We start from the raw sequence: 14,527 nt of genomic DNA, 5'->3' as shown, positions 1-14,527 counted from the left end.
ACGGTCAGGGACACCCACGCCCATACCCACGCGGCTCGCACCGGCATCCGCACCCGCTCACCGCACACCGCACACCGCACACCGAACGGACCCACCGCACCATGACCGTCCCCGCCATCCCGACCGTCCCGACCGTGACGCTCAACAACGGCGTCGAGATCCCCCAGCTCGGCTTCGGTGTCTTCCAGGTCCCCGACGACGAGACCACCACGGCCGTCACCGCCGCCCTGGACGCCGGCTACCGCAGCATCGACACCGCCGCCGTCTACGGCAACGAGCGCGGCGTCGGCCGCGCGCTGGCCTCCTCCGGACTGCCGCGCCAGGACCTCTTCGTCACGACCAAGCTGTGGAACCCGGACCAGGGCTACGACGCGACCCTGCGCGCCTTCGACGCAGGCCTGGCCAGGCTCGGCCTCGACCACGTCGACCTCTACCTCATCCACTGGCCCACCCCGGCCCGCGACCTCTACCTCGACTCCTGGCGCGCGATCGAGCGACTCGTCGAGGAGGGCCGCGTCCGCGCCGCCGGCGTGTCCAACTTCCAGACCGCCCACCTGCGTCGACTGCTCGACCACAGCGCCCTCGTCCCCCTGGTCAACCAGATCGAACTGCACCCCGGGCTGCAGCAGGCCGAGCTGCGCACCTTCCACGCCGAGCACGGCATCGTCACCGAGGCCTGGAGCCCGCTGGCCCAGGGCGCGGTGCTGGACGACCCCGCGATCATGGCGATCGCCGCCCACCGGGACCGGACACCGGCGCAGGTCGTGCTGCGCTGGCACCTCCAGCTCGGCAACGTCGTCATCCCCAAGTCGGTCACCCCGGCGCGGATCCGCCAGAACCTCGACGTCTTCGACTTCCTGTTGGACGACACGGAGATGGCCGCGATCGAGGCCCTCGACCGCGAGCTGCGGACCGGCCCCCACCCCGACACCTTCAACTGACCCGCCCGCCGGCGCCGGACAGGGCAGCCTGACCCCAGCGCCCGAACCGCGCACGCCCGGCCCTCCGAATGCCTCGACAAGCCGTCTGAGCAACCGTCATCTCCAGGACACGACAAGCCTGTTCGTGCTTCTGTGTGATGCTGCGGCAGAGTGCCGCGCCGAACCACGGCAGGGGGCGGGGATGCTGCGAGAACTCGACGGGCGGACGGCACTGGTCACGGGAGGCACGCGCGGCATCGGCCGCGCGGTGGCGCGGCGGCTGGCCGCCTCCGGGGCCACGGTCGTGCTGACCGGCCGCGACGCGCAGGAGGCGAAGAACGCGGCGGCGGACGTGGCCGTCGAGTCGGGCGGCACGGTGACCGGGCTCGCGCTCGACCAGGGCGACCCGGCGCAGGTCGAGGCGTTCATGACCACCCTGGCCGTGGAGCACCCGGCGTTGGACATCGTGATCGCCAACGCCGGAACGATGGGCCGCGGCGGGCCGCTTCAGGAGATCACCACTGCGGACGCCCGCACCGTGGTGGAGGTCAACCTGCTCGGCACCTTTGCGGTGCTGCAGGGCGCCGCACGGATCATGGCTCCGCGCGGAGGAGGCTCCATCGTGCTGCTGACCTCACTGGCGGCCTCGACCGGTGTGGCGTTCATGGCGGCCTACGCCGCCACCAAGGGCGCGATCGCGACGCTGACCCTCAGCGCCGCACAGGAGTTGGGCCCCCAGGGCATCCGCGTCAACGCCATCGCTCCGGGCGTCATCGAAACCGACATGACGGCCCCCTTCCCGCGCGAGGCGCTGGACGACATCGCAGCGCGCGCCCCCTTGGGTCGCCTCGGCCTCCCCGAGGACGTCGCGGCGGCCGCGCTCTTCCTGGCCGGAGACGAGGCCGCCTACATCACCGGCCACGTCCTCGCCGTCGACGGCGGCCTGCAACCCTGAGGTTCCGCCCCGCCCGGGCGGACGGGGCGGGCGAAGGCGGCCGAACCGAGGTCGAACCGAGGTCGAACCGAAGTAGAACCGAGGTCGGACGGTGGTTCAGCGGGCCAGGACCCAGCCGAAGAGAGCGGCGTGGGCCGGGGCGCCGAAGGAGGCCGGGGTGAGGTAGGCGGCTCGGGAGGGGGCGAGGCCGCCGACGGTGCCGGTCACCAGGGAGAGCGAGCCGTCACCGTAGAACGGCCAGCCCGGGGAGGTCTCGCCCTGACCGATCGCGGTCGCGGCCAGGTCGGCGTGGCCGTCGTGGTTGAAGTCAGCGAGGTCGACCATCCAGCCGAACTGGGAGTTGTCGCCGGCCCGGGCGTGCAGCCCGGCGGTGCTCAGGGTCAGGAACTGCGCGCCCTTGGTGGTGAAGCCCTTGGGGCCGCCCCGCAGGATCGTCACCGCGCCGGCCCGCGTGTGGCCGTTCACGGTCTTCTGCTGCGCGCCCACCGCCAGGTCCAGCCAACCGTCACCGTTGACGTCACCGAGGGCGACGGAGGAGCCGAACTCGTCGCACTGCGCCCACGCGCCGCCCGGCATGCCCGCCGTGCGCTCGGTGATCGTCTGCGACGGCGCGGCACCCAGGCCCACGGATCGTTTCCCGTACCAGACCGAGACGCTGCCACCGGTGCTGTCCTGGGCGCAGCCGCCGAACGGAGGCAGGGGCTTGCCGACGACCAGGTCGGCGCGGCCGTCGTGGTTGAGGTCGGCCATCGCCATGTCGGCGCCGCCCTCGTACATCCGCACCTGCACCTTGGAGGCGACCACGCCGTGCGCACTGCCCGGGTAGTAGGCGAGCGCCATGCTGCCGCCCACCTCGGCGAAGCTGGCGACCACGTCCGCGTAGCCGTCACCGTTCATGTCGCCGACGGCGATGGCGGTCGAGCCGTAGATGCCCTGGTCCGCCTCCTTGTGCACGGTGTAGCCGTGGCGGGGGACGGAGAAGCGGTCCAGCTCGCCGAAGTTGCTGGGCGTCTGGGTGGCCAGCAACTGCGCCCGCCCGGTCCGGGCGACGTCCCCGGCGGCGAGCGCCGTGCCCAGGCGCGCGGTGCCGACGACGCGCGTGGCATGGGTGAACCCGTGCGCCGAACCGAAGACGATGGTCACCGATCCCTTGCCGCCCGCGTCGCCGGGCGCACCGATGGCGAGGTCGGTGTAGCCGTCACCGTTGAAGTCGCCCACGGCCAGCGCGGACCCGAAGCCGGCGTTCGCGGTCGGCGTGCCGGGGATCCCTCCGTGGCCCTGCGTCAGCACGACGCGTCGCGCGGGCTGCAGTCCACTCCTGGATCCGAAGGTCACCACGACGTAGCCCGCCCCGGCCTTGCCGGAGACCGTGCCACCGGGCGCGCCGAGGGCGAGGTCGTTGTATCCGTTGCCCAGGAAGTCCGAACGGTGCACCGTCGGCGAGACCGGGGCAGCCGACGTGGACGTTCCCGACGCCGCCGAGCCGGCCGTCGCGGCCGGGGCGGCTGAGGCCGCACCCGCGCCGAGAGCGCCGCCGGCCGCGACCAGTGCGACGACCACTGCCGCACTCGTGAACACGCGCACGCGCGCAGTACCTGACAGGCTCACTGATTCCTCCCCCTGACGGGCGATCGCCCGTCCGAGCGCGCACTCTACCTCCGCCGACCGACGCGCCTGTCCTGAGGCCCGACTTGCCATTGAGCCCGGTGGGCTGCCGCACGCGGGGTGGGGCGGGCCTGCGTGCGGGCGACGACGGCGGGGTGGAGCTGAGCGGCGACGGCTTCCAGGTGGGTGCCGTGCCGGCCGGAGGCGGCGAGCAGCTCCGGGCCGGCACGGCCGAGGGGACGGTCGACCAAACGCCCGCGTGAACGCCCGCGCGGACCACCCCGTGGACGCCCGAGTGGTCGACCGACGCGTCGCCCATCGCGGTGCACATCACTGTGCACGTCACTGAGATCGGCGCGGCACCCGGCAGGCCGGGTCAAGGCCGGGCGCCGCGGGCGAGGATGACGGCGTACCGGCACTCGAGATCGGTGGTGTTGGCGAAGACGCGGTCGGCCGGCTCGCCGAGTTCGATGGTGTCGCCCGGCTCGAGCTCGTGGACCTGGTCGCCCTCGTGGAAGGTCAGCCGCCCGTCCAGGACCCAGACGATCTGCCGGATGAATGCGAAGGCGGCTGCCGGATAGGGCACCTCGGCACCGGCGGGTAGACGGATCTCGGCCACCTCGGCAGGAAAGGAAGGGCCGCTGATCTGCCGTCGCCGGTAGCCAGTGCCGGGATCACGCCACTCGGCTACGTCCTTGCCGCGCCGCACCCCGGCCCCGGCGGCCGAGTCGAACCCGGCGGGCGCGCCGGAGCCGACGGGCATCGCCCCGGACAGCAGCCCCTCCTCCGGCGCCCCCTCGGCGAGAGCGAGCAGCGAGGCCACGCTGAGCTGGAACGCCGCCGAGAGCTTGCCCAGCACGACGGCGGTCGGGCTGCTCTCGCCGCGCTCGATGCGGCTGATCATCGCCTGCGAGACCCCGGACGCGTCCGCCAACTGGGCCAGCGTCCAGCGTCGCCGCCCCCGCTCGGCACGGACCCTGTCGGCGATCTGCCCGACCAGTGGATCTACTATATTGGTCATGAATCCACTATACGAGAGGAACCCGAGATGACGGTGACCGTGACGGTGCGCGCCGCCCGGCCCGCTGACGGCGAGGCCATACGGACGATCCGCAATCACGCGATCGAGCACTCGACGGCCCTCTGGACGCAGACCCCGCAGTCGCCCGAGGAGGGTGCCGCCTGGCTGGCCACCCACCTCGACCGCGGTTCGGCTCTGGTGGCCGAGGTGGGTGGCGCGGACGAGGAGGGTGGGGTTGCCGGATTCGCCTGCTACGGCCCCTGGCGGGCGCTGGACGGTTACCGCCACACCGTTGAGAACTCGGTCTACGTCCGCGACGGTCACCACGGACTCGGCATCGGCTCGGCGTTGCTCACCGCTCTCATCGATGCCGCGCGCTCGGCCGGCCACCACGTCATGGTCGCCGGGATCGAGGCGGAGAACGCCGCCTCCATCCGCCTGCACGAACGGTTCGGTTTCCGCCACGCCGGCACCCTGCCGGAGGTCGGCACGAAGTTCGGCCGCTGGCTCGACCTGACGCTCATGCAGCTCCGCCTGTCCTGAGCGACGGCTCCGCCGCTCTCGCGACCGGCCCGGACCGGACGGCCGGTCACGTGCGCTCGACCGGCCCGTCCTGGTGCCAGGCATAGGTGCGCACCGGGTCGAGGTGGAGTTCGTTGGGGCCGATGCAGTCGGCGGCCCAGGTGGCCAGCCGAGAGCCGCATCCGCAGGCCAGGTTGGGCCCGTGCGCACCGGTGGGGCCGCAGCAGCCGGCCCAGTTGTCGCCGCTCGTGAACGGTTCGAGACGAGGCAGGACGTCGTCCGGGTGGACCACGATGCTGTCGCGCCGGCCTGCGGAAACGGTGCCTCCGGTGCCGGTCCGCAGCAGTTCGCGGCCCGTACCTCGAGCGGGCCGGTTGGACGTGCCGACCGCGATGAAGGGGGCGCCCCATGGCTCGCGATCGATGGCGAAGTACCCACGGGGAACCGTGGAGCGGGCCTGTCCGGTCTTCTTGTCGCGGTCCCGCTCCACGTCGTCGACACCGACCTCGGGGACGTCGGCCAGCCCCACCAGGTCGCCGGTGAGCGTGGCCGCGCAGGCGGCGCAGTAGAAAACGGTCATGCCCGGGTTCTACCGTGCGACGGGGCCGCCCGTCATGCGGGGCGGACTCGTTCCGGCTCGCCGTTCTCCGCACGGTGCCGCCCCAGGGTGCCGTGGTCCCCAAACTCTCGTCCGAGCAGGGCAGTTCTGCGACGCTGGGCTGACCGGAGACGGCATGACCCACCAGCGGACCGGAGGCCCGATGCCTGAGCAGCCGCAACACCGAACCGCCGCAGAGTACTGGGACACCTTCTGGCCCTCGGCCGGCGAGGGCTCCGGCGGGGTCCCGGACGCGTCCCGGATGCGCTGGACGCAGTACCCGTTCCACGGGCCCGGTGCGGAGTTCCTCGGCCGCCCGAAGACCGCGCTGGAGATCGGCTCCGCCTCCTGCGTCGCCGGGGTGGCCCTGGCCCGGACCGGCGTCGAGGTCACCTGCGTGGACTTCTCGTCGCACCAGATGGAGCGGGCCCGCGAATGGTGGGGAGACGAGCCCAACGTGACCCTGGTGGAGGCAGATGTCCTCGCCTACCTCGACAGGACCGATCAACACTGGGACTGCGTCTTCTCGAACTGGGGTGCGGCATTCTTCATCGATCCCCGGGTGCTGCTCCCGCTGGTCCTCCCCCGGCTCCGGCCCGGGGGCCTGTTCGCCTTCGCACAGGTGGAGCCGCTCGCTCCGTGTTTCGGCCCGCAGATCAAGTACGGCAACGGGTACCGGGGAGAGAAGCTGGCGATTGTCCGATGGATGCTCAGCAACCGGCAGTGGACGGAGACGCTCGAGCGGCACGGCTTCGTGGACGTGGAGGTGGTCACCCTCCCGGGGCGGGAACCCGGCTGGGTCGGGACGACGATGGGACGGGCCTACGCCCCATGAGGGAGCGCCACCGCGCCCAGGGGGCGATGGCCGACCGGTAGACGGGCGACGGATCCGGAACCGAGGTCGACGACGCTGATGCCGTCCCAGTAGCCGTCGCGGGTGTATCCGCCGGTGACGTAGGCGGTGCGGCCGTCCGGGGCGATGGTGACGTTCTCGTGGGGGCCTTGCAGGGGAATCACCCACTCGTGGCCGTCAGGGCGGCGGATGGTCAGGGACGGGCCGGCCTCGGTTCCTGGGTCGACCGGGCCGGTACCGACGACGTAGAGCGTGCCGTCGTTGCCGATGGTGACTCCGTGCTGGTGGGTTCGGGCCGTCATCGGCTCGACCGTGGTGCGGCCGTCGACCGGGTCGACGACGGCCAGCCGGGTGCCTTCGAAGGGGAGGATGAGGGCCCCGTCCGAGGGTCGTACAGCGAGATAGTGCGGTTTGCGCCAGGAACCGGCGGTCGACACGCCCCATTGGTCGATGCCGGGATCAACCGTTCGGTTGATCCGCTCCTGGTGGTGCCGGCGGTACGTTCAGACTTCCCGAGGCACGGGATACCGGACGGGGTGCCGGCCGATCCGCGAGGGCAGCAGCCCGACGGCCACCAGCAACACGGTGCCGAGGAGGAGCAGGGCAAGGAAGGGCAGGGCAGGAGGAGCCTGCAGCACCACGAGGACCGCAGTGGCGGCGGCCGGTGAGTGCGAGAGCCCGAAGAACAGCATCGCTCCGAGCGCGAGGCCGGCAGCGAGGGCGGCGCCCCAGGCGCTGCCGCCGGTCAGAGCCAGCACGCCGAACCCGATGAGGGCGGAGAGGAACTGTCCTCCGATCAGGTTCCGCGGCTGGGAGATGGGCAGGGCGGGAGCGCCGTGCACCAGGGCCGCGCTCGCGGCCAGCGGCGGGATCAACAGCGGCTGGTGCAGCACCACGCCGATCCCGACCAGCAGGGACAGGGCACCTGCGGCGAACACGGCGGCACGGAGGGCGTGCAACGACGGCCTCGGACCGGCCGGACGACGGTACGTTCGCGACGGGGGCGGGCTCGGACGAGGCGGGCTGGTACGGGGCGGGCTGGTAAGAGGCGGGCTCACGACGGGGGGCGGTGGCATGCGGGCTCCGGGCAGGCGGGGCAGGACCGTTCCACCATAGACAGACCCCCAGAGGGCGTGACAACACTTTTGCCAGAGAGGCAAACCTCATGGCGCAAGGCGGGGGGTGCGATGGCTCCGCTTGTTCCGCCACCGCACCCCTCGCGGGCCTGCGGCCGGGGGGGGGTAGCCGCAGGCGACTCGGTCGGGCTCCGCCGAGAAGAGGCGAGTCGAACGGCGGAGCCCGAACGGGCCCGCACGGACATCCGTGGGAGTGCGAACCCGCCACCTCCATCGTGTGCGCGGGGCGAGCGCCACCGGCGACGGACGCGCACCGGTTCACAGGTCCGACACAACACCCACACCACCTCCAGGTCGCGGCCCGACCGCCGGCGGGACCACACTTCACGACACCGGGCATCCAGGCGGTTCGAATCCGCATCACGGGGTAGCCGCAGGTCGAAACCCCACGAACGAACGGAGGCGGCGTGGAAGACGAGGCAGCACGACCCACGTCCGACCAGACGGGCCAGGCATTCTCCGAGACACGGGGGGACCGGGCCGCCGTCCTGGCCCATGCATGGCGGGCCACCCGCATGGGAGCGCGTCGGAGCCTGCGCGCACTGGTCCTGCGGCCGGGCGCACTGGCGCTGCTGGTCCTCGTCTCCGCGACGGCCCTCGCCACCACGCTGGCCACGAGCGCCGCCACGTAGCCGGCGCCCCCGCCCCGTGGGCCCGCTGCCCTGAACCCCACTGCCACCACAACACGTCAACCCACCCCAGCCCACTGCCACCGCGCCGCAGGGCCGGTAGGAAAGCCGACCAGTGCCTGCATGTCCTGCCTCGGTCCGTGTCGTCAGTCGCTGTGCAGGGCGGTGCGGACTTCGTCCGCGAGGGTCGGAGCGGGCGCGGGAAGCGTGTCGATGACCAGCTGGTGGATCTCGCCGGTGAACGGGTGGGGCGGACGGTAGGAGTCCTCCACGGGTAGCCCGCGGTCGCGGCCGACGCACAGGCCGGTGCCGCCGTGCTGAAAGGCCACCGGGAAGTCCCCGCCGAGCGGGGTCTGCGCGATCGGGCGCCCGTCGCGGAGCAGGGTGAAGGTCAGGGCCTTGGCGTCGTACCGGACCGCGACCGTGGTCCGCCCGGGCGGCAGTGGGTCGGGCGCGGCAACGCGGTCCACGTCTCCGGCTCGGGAGCAGGCGAAGGCGGGGCGGCCCCCGCTCAGGTGCAGCACGAACCCGCCGTTGTGGTCACCGAGCGCGCACAGCACGCCGTCGGCGCCGCGCTGCGGGACGGTGACGTCGACACTGAGGGTGAAGCCGCCGAAGAGCAGCGGCAGCGACTCGTCGTGGACGGGCCCGCCTCCGGGGCGGTAGACGACGCGACCGGGGATCCCGTACGGGGGCATCAACATCGCGGCGACGCGGTTCTGCAGCGTGTCGTCCAGCGGCAGGACCTGGTTGCGGTCGGCCTCGTCGAACCACCTCTGCTCCAACTCGGCCACGATCTCCGGGTGTTCTTCCGATACGTCGCGCGCCTCGGCGAAATCCTCGTCCAGGCGGAAGAGCGACCATTGGTCGGTCGCGAAGTCGCGACTGCCGAGCAGGAGGCGTTCCTCGTCCTGGACCCCCTGGGAGACGTGGTCGGTGGTGGCCTTCCAGCCGTCGTGGATGATCGAGCGCGAGCCGAGCATCTCGAAGTACTGGGTGGCGTGGGTGTGCGGGGCGCCGGCGTCGGCGAAGGCCGGGAGCAGACTGCGGCCGTCGAGCGGGTGTTGGGGCACTCCGTCGACCACACCCGGGACGGCGACGCCACAGGCGTCGAGGATGGTGGGCATGAGGTCCGAGACGTGCGTGAGCTGGTCCCGGATCTCGCCGCGAGCGGCGATGCCACGGGGCCAGTGGGCGATCAGCGGTGCCCTGGTGCCGCCCAGCCAGGTGTAGCGCTTCCACAGCCGCAGGGGGGTGTTGCCGGCCCAGGCCCAGCCCCAGGCGTAATGGGGGTAGGTCTCGGGGCCTCCCCACTGGTCGAGGTGGGCGAGGTTCCGCTCGGTGGTGTCCTCCATCCGGGAGGAGAAGCGGTGCTCGTTGGTGGTGCCGAGCTGGCCGCCCTCAGCACTCGCCCCGTTGTCGGACAGGAAGAGCACCAAGGTGTTGTCGAGCCGTCCGATACCGCGCAGGAAGTCCAGCAGGCGGCCGATCTGCGCGTCGGTGTGGGTGAGGAACCCGGCGTAGACCTCCTGCATGCGGGCGAAGAGGCGCCGCTCGTCGGCAGGGAGCGTCTCCCAGTCCGGGATCCACGGCGGGCGGGGCGACAGTGCGGTGCCCTGGGGCACGACGCCGGAGCCGAGTTGGCGGGCGAAGACCTGTTCGCGCCAGCGTTCCCAGCCCTGGTCGAAGCGGCCACGGTAGGGCTCGACCCACTCGTGGGCGACGTGGTGCGGCGAGTGCATCGCGCCGAAGGGAAGGTAGAGGAAGAACGGCTTGCCCGGAGCGGCCTGGGTCTGGTCGAGGATCATCCGCCGGGCGGTGTCGACCAGATCCTCGCTGAGGTGGTAGCCCTCCTCGGGTCCGCGCGGGGGCTCGGTGTAGTGGTTGTCGCGGACCAGTTGCGGCGCCCAGTGGTTGGCGTCGCCCTGGAGGAAGCCGTAGAACCGCTCGAAGCCGTACCCGAGCGGCCATCGTGTGAAGGGGCCTGCGGCCGACCGTTCCCACCGTGGGGTCAGATGCCACTTGCCGACGGCGAGCGTCGAGTATCCGGCGTCGCGCAGGATCCGCGGCAGGGTGGCCGCTGACGCGGGGATACGGGCGTTGTAGCCGGGGAAGGCGAGCGGCAGGTCGACAAGGAATCCCATGCCCACGGCGTGGTGGTTGCGGCCCGTGAGCAGGCTCGCCCGGGTGGGTGAGCACATGGCGGTCACGTGGAAGCGGTTGAAGCGCAGGCCGTCGGCGGCGAGGGAGTCGATGTGCGGGGTCGCTATGTCCGACCCGAAGGCGCCGGTCTGGGCGAAGCCGAGGTCGTCGAGGACGATCACGACCACGTCCGGGGCGTCGGCGCGGGCGCGCGGGTCGCTCGGGTAGGAGCGGACGGCGGCGGTGAGGTCGCGCGGTGCGGAGGACGGGACGGGCATGGCACTCCTTCGGCGGGAAAGGTGCGGCGCGCGGCGACGGCAGGGATCCGCCCAGGGCGCAGTAAAGCATGCGCTTTAATCTGATGCCATGACCACCCGTGCCCAACTGCTCCTCGCAGCGGAGGAACTGTTCGCCCGTCACGGCATCGCCGAGGTCTCCCTGCGCCAGATCAGTGCCGCAGCCGGCCAACGCAACACCGCTGCCGCGCACTACCACTTCGGCGACAGGACGACCCTGATCCGAGAGGTCCTCCGCACCCGCCTGGAGACGATCGACGCCCGCCGCGCCGCGCTGCTCGCGGAGGCCGAGCCGACGGCCGGTCAGGGCGTGGAGGTCCGCATGCTGGTCGAGGCCTTGGTGCGTCCGCTCGCCGAGCAGGCCTGCCGACCGGGCAGCCACTACGTGCGCTTCCTCCAGCGCCTCTTCGCCCACACCGGTCACGACGTACGGGCCTTCGCCGAGCTCGGAGGCTTCGACCAGTCCTTCGCCGTCGCACGCGTCGTCGCGACCCGCCTGCCGAACCTGAAGCCGGACCATGCCTCGGCCCGGGCACGCTGGGCCGGCCGGCTGATCATCTCCGCACTCGCCGACCTGGAGCAGTCGTGCGCGGATGCGGAGGAGCGGCAGGAGAAGCGGGAGCGGCAGGACACCGGAGCCGCGACCTTCGCCGATCCCGGGGCCTGCACGCTGGCGCTGATCGACGCCGTCACGGGGCTGCTGACCGCGCCGCAGTCGCCGGCCTGAACGGCACACGTGCATGCCGACGGCCGACCCCCTCCCCCGTGGAAGGTCGGCCGCGGCAGCTCGTTCACTCGGTTGGTATGTGCCCAGTCTCGTCCACCGGGAGCAACCGCCCCAAGGCATCCGGTCGAATCCGGTTGAATCCGGTTGCGTCGCCGGACGAGTCACTCACATCGCCCACCCCGGTCGCCCGCCGGGCCACGGAGAGCCGTCCCATGGCCACCATGTGCCTGACGCACGCGAGCGGATGCCGCACCTGCCGACGCCAGGGCAGGGGGAAACCGCTCTCGGAAGCTGTGTCATGGAACGCGACCTGCTCCGGCCCCTGAACTCGACCCGAGGCGACGGGACGGCACCGGACACGTCCGCGGACGACGGCTGGGCGGCCGTCCTGAGGTTCGCCGAGTGCCGGGCCGCCTCGGTTGCCGCTCGACGGTGGGACCTCAGAACCGCTGGGCCTTCGCGACCACCGGCGCCAGGCTGAGCGCCTCGTCCTTGGCGCTGAAGGCGACGGGGGTGGTCGTCGCGCCCGCGGCGAGGTCGCGCGTGCCGACGACGTCCGTGTCCACCACGTGGCCCGCTGTGTCCACGAAGTCGATCTGGACCGCGTAGGACGCAGTGGCGCCGCTGTGGTTGGTGATCGTCACCAGGGCGGCGTGCAGACCGCCCGTCTGCGCCTTGTTGATGCCGGCGGCGCTGACCTCCGCGACGGCATTGCCGCGTCCGCTGACCTTCGCGAGTTCGGAGTGGTAGAGCGCCGAGTCCTTGGCCGACTGTGCGGCCGCCGAGGAGGCGAACGCCGAGGCCCGGGCCTGGTTCGACGCGGATGCGGACGCGGCCGAGGCCGCGCCGGCCGAGGCGAGGGACTGGAGCGAGGACGGCCCGACGCCCGAGGCACCGGTGGCCGGGCCGGCGCTCAGGGTGCTCACCGTACTGCCCGAGAAGTTGTTGTTCGCCGAGGAGCTGCAGGCGCTGACACCGAGCGCCAGAACGCCCACCAACGGGAGGATCGGGGCCAACGGGCGGACGGTGCGCATGGGTGGATCCTCACGGTCGTGGTCGCAACGTCTTCGATTAGACGCCCGGGTCGCGGCCTGCGCGAGGTGGATCCACCCTTGTCGGTGAACGGCCCGCCCACCGGTGAGCCGGATGGGCGGGCCCCGGCGCTCGTCAGAACGCCGCCGGAGGGTCGACCAGGGAGGTGCTGAGGGCGGTGCCGGGCACGCCCCACTTGGCGAAGATCCTGGCATAGGCACCGTCGGCGATCAGCTGATTGACCGCGTCGCCGAGGGCCTTGGCGAGGGGCGAGTTCTTCGCGGTGACGAAGCCGACCGGGGTGGTGCTGATCTGGCCGAGGTACTTCGTACCCGGCAGGTGCCGTGCGTCGTAGGTGAGGCTGAGCGTCGGGCCGAAGTAGATGTCCACCTTTCCGTTCGCCAGGCCGAGGAAGATCGGCGCGGTGTCGGTGAAGTACTGCACGTGGTACGGGCTCCTTCCGGCGGCGGCGCAACGCGAGGCCCCGGCGGTCAGGATCTGCTGGAAGGTCGATCCGGGGCTGGTCGCGACGGTGTAGCCGCACAGGTCGGTGAGGGTGTTCACCTTGTCGGTCGTGAGCGTTCGGGAGCCGAGGAAGGACTGACCGTCGTCGAGGTAGGTCGCGAAGTCGACCACCTGCTCGCGGGCCCTGGTGACGCCGAAGTTGTCCTGCCCGACGTCGAACCTGCCGTTCTGGACGCCCGGGATGACCGTCGGGAAGGTCCCGTACTGGATGTCCCAGCGGACGCCCAGCACCTTGGCGACCGCGTCGCGCAGGTCGACGTCCAGGCCGACGGTCCTGCCGTCGGGGGTCTGGCCGGCGTGGGGCAGTCCGGAGGTGCCGGTCGCGCGGCTGGTGCCGAGGACGAGGGTGCCGCGGGTACGGATCGCCGCGGGCAGTTCGGCGTTCAGGGCGGCGTCCGTGTGCACGGAGGAGACGACGTCCTCGGTGGGGATCGCCGTCTGCGTGGACGAGCCCGACGACGACGTCCCTCCCCCTGCCGCGGCGACGCCCGTGGCGGTGGCGGCGGTGCCGGAGGCGCAGCCGGTGAGGAGCCCGAGCCCGAGCGCGAGCGCGATCAGGCAGCCGGTCGCGGCGCGTGCGGCCGACTTCCCTGGGACGCGGGAACGGGAGGCTGCACGCGGGTGGTGGCCGGTCGGCATGAGGTTTCCTTTCGAGGTGGGTCGCGGGTCAGGGACCGAGAGGTTCGGGCGCGTCATGACAGTCCCGCCGGCTGGTCGCGCAGCGAACGGCCGCGCAGCGAACGGCCCAGCAGCGGCGCGTTGCCGCGGAGCACGTCCCGGAAGCCGCGGCCGGGATGCCGCCGACTGCCGCGCGCGAAGTGGCGCTCGACGGCGTACTGGCCGATCGAGAGCAGCGTGGTGAGGAGGACGTACCAGAGGGTGGCAACCAGCAGCAGCGGGATGACCTGGAAGTTCTGGTTGTAGATCAACTGGGCGGAGTAGAGCAGGTCCTGCACCGCGATGACACTGACGATGGATGTCGCCTTCAGCATGCCGATCAGCAGGTTGCCGGAGGCCGGCACGATCGCGGGCATCGCCTGCGGCAGCACGATCCTGCCGAAGGTCCACAGGCGGCCGAGCCCGAGCGCCTTGGCGGCCTCGGTCTGGCCGCGGTCGACGGAGAGGAGCCCGCCCCGGACGATCTCCGAGGAGAACGCCGCCACGTCCAGGCTCAACCCCACGTAGGCGGCGAGGAGACCGCTGAACAGATGGGCGGTCCGAACGGTGACGAACGCGTGGCCGAACGGGACGCCGAGCGACAACTGCGGATACAGCGAGGCGAGTTCATACCAGAAGAGCAGCTGCACCAGCGGCGGGACGGAGCGCATCAGCCAGACGAAGCCGAAGCTGAGCCCGGACAGGACAGGATTGCCCGACAGCCGCATCGCCGCGACCGCGATGCCAAGGACGTAGCCGGTGGCCATGACCGCCGCCGTGAGCCAGAGCGTCAGTTCCAGGCCGTGCAGGATCTCGCCGTCCAGGAAGTAGGCGCCGACGGTGGCCCATTGGAAGCGGGGGTTGGTCACGACGGTGTGGCCGAGCATGGCCAGGAGGACGAGCAGGACC

14 protein-coding genes and 1 pseudogene are annotated in these 14,527 nt (G+C 72.0%); 6 read left to right on the top strand and 9 right to left on the bottom strand.

Going from position 1 to position 14,527, the window contains the following annotated elements; translation table 11 throughout:
* The first annotated feature begins 116 nt into the window (after nt 1-116).
* Nucleotides 117-941: an aldo/keto reductase gene (locus BMY61_RS19485; RefSeq protein ID WP_042445858.1), complete on the top strand. Its 825-nt coding sequence runs from the start codon at nt 117-119 to the stop codon at nt 939-941.
* A gap of 181 nt (nt 942-1,122) precedes the next feature.
* Nucleotides 1,123-1,875, top strand: a complete 753-nt coding sequence (locus BMY61_RS19480) for an SDR family NAD(P)-dependent oxidoreductase (protein WP_052438559.1) — start codon at nt 1,123-1,125, stop codon at nt 1,873-1,875.
* 96 nt (nt 1,876-1,971) lie between these two features.
* Here the strand turns inward: BMY61_RS19480 and BMY61_RS19475 are convergent, their stop codons facing one another.
* Complete coding sequence (locus tag BMY61_RS19475; RefSeq protein WP_143094434.1) at nt 1,972-3,459, bottom strand: FG-GAP-like repeat-containing protein; 1,488 nt, start codon at nt 3,457-3,459, stop codon at nt 1,972-1,974.
* 122 nt (nt 3,460-3,581) lie between these two features.
* Between BMY61_RS19475 and BMY61_RS46310 the strand changes: the two genes are divergently transcribed.
* Nucleotides 3,582-3,743, top strand: coding sequence for a hypothetical protein (locus BMY61_RS46310; protein ID WP_161791230.1), 162 nt, complete (start codon nt 3,582-3,584; stop codon nt 3,741-3,743).
* A gap of 113 nt (nt 3,744-3,856) precedes the next feature.
* Here the strand turns inward: BMY61_RS46310 and BMY61_RS19470 are convergent, their stop codons facing one another.
* A complete protein-coding gene (locus BMY61_RS19470; RefSeq protein WP_042445602.1) occupies nt 3,857-4,501 on the bottom strand; it encodes a helix-turn-helix domain-containing protein in 645 nt (214 codons plus the stop codon).
* Nucleotides 4,502-4,528: 27 nt separating this feature from the next.
* On the opposite strand from BMY61_RS19470, the gene BMY61_RS19465 reads away from it, so the two are divergent.
* Nucleotides 4,529-5,044, top strand: a complete 516-nt coding sequence (locus BMY61_RS19465) for a GNAT family N-acetyltransferase (protein ID WP_042445600.1) — start codon at nt 4,529-4,531, stop codon at nt 5,042-5,044.
* 46 nt (nt 5,045-5,090) lie between these two features.
* Here BMY61_RS19465 and BMY61_RS19460 read toward each other — a convergent pair whose 3' ends face one another.
* A complete protein-coding gene (locus tag BMY61_RS19460; protein WP_042445599.1) occupies nt 5,091-5,603 on the bottom strand; it encodes a hypothetical protein in 513 nt (170 codons plus the stop codon).
* A gap of 181 nt (nt 5,604-5,784) precedes the next feature.
* Here BMY61_RS19460 and BMY61_RS19455 point away from each other — a divergent pair, with 181 nt between their 5' ends.
* On the top strand, nt 5,785-6,456 hold the full coding sequence (locus BMY61_RS19455) for a class I SAM-dependent methyltransferase (RefSeq protein WP_042445850.1): 672 nt from the start codon (nt 5,785-5,787) through the stop codon (nt 6,454-6,456).
* Here BMY61_RS19455 and BMY61_RS19450 read toward each other — a convergent pair.
* From BMY61_RS19450 to BMY61_RS19435, 3 genes and pseudogenes are all read right to left on the bottom strand, one after another.
* Nucleotides 6,444-6,899, bottom strand: a pseudogene (locus BMY61_RS19450) (NHL repeat-containing protein); the annotation flags it as partial. The gene BMY61_RS19455 and the pseudogene BMY61_RS19450 overlap by 13 nt on opposite strands.
* 78 nt (nt 6,900-6,977) lie before the next feature.
* Nucleotides 6,978-7,550: an HPP family protein gene (locus BMY61_RS19445; RefSeq protein ID WP_042445597.1), complete on the bottom strand. Its 573-nt coding sequence runs from the start codon at nt 7,548-7,550 to the stop codon at nt 6,978-6,980.
* A gap of 835 nt (nt 7,551-8,385) precedes the next feature.
* Nucleotides 8,386-10,659, bottom strand: a complete 2,274-nt coding sequence (locus BMY61_RS19435) for an arylsulfatase (protein WP_042445593.1) — start codon at nt 10,657-10,659, stop codon at nt 8,386-8,388.
* Between the two features lie 88 nt (nt 10,660-10,747).
* On the opposite strand from BMY61_RS19435, the gene BMY61_RS19430 reads away from it, so the two are divergent.
* Nucleotides 10,748-11,404, top strand: a complete 657-nt coding sequence (locus tag BMY61_RS19430; RefSeq protein WP_052438557.1) for a TetR/AcrR family transcriptional regulator — start codon at nt 10,748-10,750, stop codon at nt 11,402-11,404.
* 440 nt (nt 11,405-11,844) lie between these two features.
* Here the strand turns inward: BMY61_RS19430 and BMY61_RS19425 are convergent, their stop codons facing one another.
* The 3 genes from BMY61_RS19425 to BMY61_RS19415 all read right to left on the bottom strand — a co-directional run bounded on the left by BMY61_RS19425 (nt 11,845) and on the right by BMY61_RS19415 (nt 14,487).
* Entirely contained in the window at nt 11,845-12,438 is a 594-nt protein-coding gene (locus tag BMY61_RS19425; protein WP_042445591.1) for a hypothetical protein, read from the bottom strand.
* A 133-nt stretch (nt 12,439-12,571) separates the two neighbouring features.
* Nucleotides 12,572-13,600, bottom strand: a complete 1,029-nt coding sequence (locus BMY61_RS19420; RefSeq protein ID WP_082014918.1) for a transporter substrate-binding domain-containing protein — start codon at nt 13,598-13,600, stop codon at nt 12,572-12,574.
* A 53-nt stretch (nt 13,601-13,653) separates the two neighbouring features.
* Nucleotides 13,654-14,487, bottom strand: a complete 834-nt coding sequence (locus BMY61_RS19415; protein WP_425314696.1) for an amino acid ABC transporter permease — start codon at nt 14,485-14,487, stop codon at nt 13,654-13,656.
* Nucleotides 14,488-14,527: the final 40 nt, after the last annotated feature.

The sequence above is a fragment of the Streptacidiphilus jiangxiensis genome, assembly GCF_900109465.1.
Classification (GTDB): Bacteria; Actinomycetota; Actinomycetes; order Streptomycetales; family Streptomycetaceae; genus Streptacidiphilus; species Streptacidiphilus jiangxiensis.
The sequence above is the reverse complement of the archived record's forward strand: the minus strand, read 5'-3'. Positions and strand labels throughout refer to the sequence as shown.

Bases quoted from the DNA above. Each gene is read 5' to 3' on its own strand.
- BMY61_RS19480 (WP_052438559.1), top strand. From the start codon at position 1,123: ATGCTGCGAGAACTCGACGGGCGGACGGCACTGGTCACGGGAGGCACG.
- BMY61_RS19470 (WP_042445602.1), bottom strand. From the start codon at position 4,501: ATGACCAATATAGTAGATCCACTGGTCGGGCAGATCGCCGACAGGGTC.
- BMY61_RS19465 (WP_042445600.1), top strand. From the start codon at position 4,529: ATGACGGTGACCGTGACGGTGCGCGCCGCCCGGCCCGCTGACGGCGAG.
- BMY61_RS19460 (WP_042445599.1), bottom strand. From the start codon at position 5,603: ATGACCGTTTTCTACTGCGCCGCCTGCGCGGCCACGCTCACCGGCGAC.
- BMY61_RS19455 (WP_042445850.1), top strand. From the start codon at position 5,785: ATGCCTGAGCAGCCGCAACACCGAACCGCCGCAGAGTACTGGGACACC.
- BMY61_RS19445 (WP_042445597.1), bottom strand. From the start codon at position 7,550: ATGCCACCGCCCCCCGTCGTGAGCCCGCCTCTTACCAGCCCGCCCCGT.
- BMY61_RS19435 (WP_042445593.1), bottom strand. From the start codon at position 10,659: ATGCCCGTCCCGTCCTCCGCACCGCGCGACCTCACCGCCGCCGTCCGC.
- BMY61_RS19430 (WP_052438557.1), top strand. From the start codon at position 10,748: ATGACCACCCGTGCCCAACTGCTCCTCGCAGCGGAGGAACTGTTCGCC.
- BMY61_RS19425 (WP_042445591.1), bottom strand. From the start codon at position 12,438: ATGCGCACCGTCCGCCCGTTGGCCCCGATCCTCCCGTTGGTGGGCGTT.
- BMY61_RS19420 (WP_082014918.1), bottom strand. From the start codon at position 13,600: ATGCCGACCGGCCACCACCCGCGTGCAGCCTCCCGTTCCCGCGTCCCA.